The organism is Neisseria sp. P0001.S005 (assembly GCF_051963715.1).
Window position 1 is genome coordinate 1 of sequence record NZ_JBQCTZ010000385.1, and the last position, 1,606, is coordinate 1,606.

3 protein-coding genes are annotated in these 1,606 nt (G+C 50.4%); all 3 read right to left on the reverse strand.

Annotated features, from left to right (window positions below):
• Positions 1–272 (reverse strand): phosphatidate cytidylyltransferase (locus tag ACTHSP_RS20430; RefSeq protein WP_440346420.1); only part of this gene is annotated, 272 nt, incomplete at its 3' end.
• 5 nt (positions 273–277) lie between these two features.
• Positions 278–1,024 (reverse strand): isoprenyl transferase, encoded by a 747-nt coding sequence (locus tag ACTHSP_RS20435; RefSeq protein ID WP_049350892.1) that lies wholly within the window; start codon positions 1,022–1,024, stop codon positions 278–280.
• 57 nt (positions 1,025–1,081) lie between these two features.
• A partial coding sequence (gene frr / locus ACTHSP_RS20440; RefSeq protein WP_440346813.1) for a ribosome recycling factor occupies positions 1,082–1,606 on the reverse strand: 525 nt, incomplete at its 5' end.

Sequence of the window (1,606 nt, forward strand, 5' to 3'; positions counted from 1 at the left end):
ATGACAATCAGCCAAAACGCCAATACGACATACCAAACCAAATCAGGCAACTGCCAACCGCCGGCATAGGCAATCACACCAAACACCAGCGTTGAAGCCAAATAATGATTGATTTTCAGCTTATCTAAGCCGCTCATGCGGGCATATTCCCACAAAGTCAACATAGCGATCAGGCCGCAAAACGCTGCCCATAGCCACATAGGTGCATAAAACAGCATACCCAGCATCAGCGGCAAAAGCCACAGCGCCGTTAAAATCCGTTGTTTCAACATAGTTCTCAACCCCGTTGCTGCTCAACCGGCAGCTGTTCGGAAGTCCGCCCAAAGCGGCGTTCCCGTTTTTGGAAAGAAACAATCGCCTCGTTCAGTGATTTCTCATTAAAATCAGGCCACAGCGTATCCGTAAAATACAATTCCGCGTACGCCATCTGCCACAGCAGAAAATTACTGATGCGCGTCTCCCCGCCGGTTCGGATAAACAAATCCGGCTCAGGTGCATCGCCCAACATCAAATAGCGCGACAACGCCTCTTCCGTAATCTCAGTGACACCTTCGGCAATCAACTGATTTGCCGCCTGCAAAATATCCCAGCGGCCGCCATAATCGGCAGCAATGCTCAAAGTCAAACCGGTATTGTTTGCCGTCAACGCCTCTGCCGCCTCAATCCCCTTCAGGATTTCAGCATTAAACCGCTCACGGCTGCCAATGACCCTCAAGCGCATATTGTTATCGTGCAAACGGCGCACCTGCTTTTGCAAAGCCTGCAAAAACAGCCCCATCAGAAAAGAAACCTCTTCCTCGGGGCGTCGCCAGTTTTCAGTCGAAAAAGCAAACACGGTCAAATACCGCACACCCAGTTCAGCACAATGCTTCACCATGTTCTCCAGCGCATCCAAGCCGCGCTTATGCCCCATCACACGGGGAAGAAAACGCTTCTTTGCCCAACGTCCGTTGCCGTCCATAATCACAGCAATATGTCGGGGGATGGCAGAGTGTTCCAAAATCGTCTGCGTACTGCTTTTCATGTCTGCCTTTCAGGGAGCAAACCGTCCAAAGACCGTCTGAACGGTTTGCACACAGGATTAAATCGCCATCAAATCTTCTTCTTTGGCAGCCAAGAGCTTATCTGCCTCAGCAATGTATTTGTCGGTCAACTTCTGAACCGCTTCCTCACCACGGCGTGCTTCATCTTCAGAAATCTCTTTGTCTTTCAACAATTTTTTGATGTGGTCGTTTGCATCACGGCGCACATTGCGGATAGACACACGGCCTTCTTCAGCCTCGCCGCGTACTACTTTGATCAAATCTTTACGGCGTTCCTCAGTCAGCATAGGCATAGGGACACGGATCAAATCGCCGACAGAAGCAGGGTTCAGGCCCAAGTTAGAATCACGAATCGCTTTCTCAACTTTTGCAGCCATATTGCTCTCGAAAGGTTTCACACCAATCGTACGCGCATCCAAAAGCGTCACGTTCGCCACTTGGCTCACAGGCACCATGCTGCCCCAGTATTCCACTTCCACTTGATCAAGCAGGCCGGTATGCGCACGGCCGGTACGCACTTTAGCCAAATTGTCTTTCAATACTTCCAGAGAACGCTGCATTTT

Coding starts and splice junctions, on each gene's coding strand:
- ACTHSP_RS20435 (WP_049350892.1), bottom strand. CDS start 1,024: ATGAAAAGCAGTACGCAGACGATTTTGGAACACTCTGCCATCCCCCGA.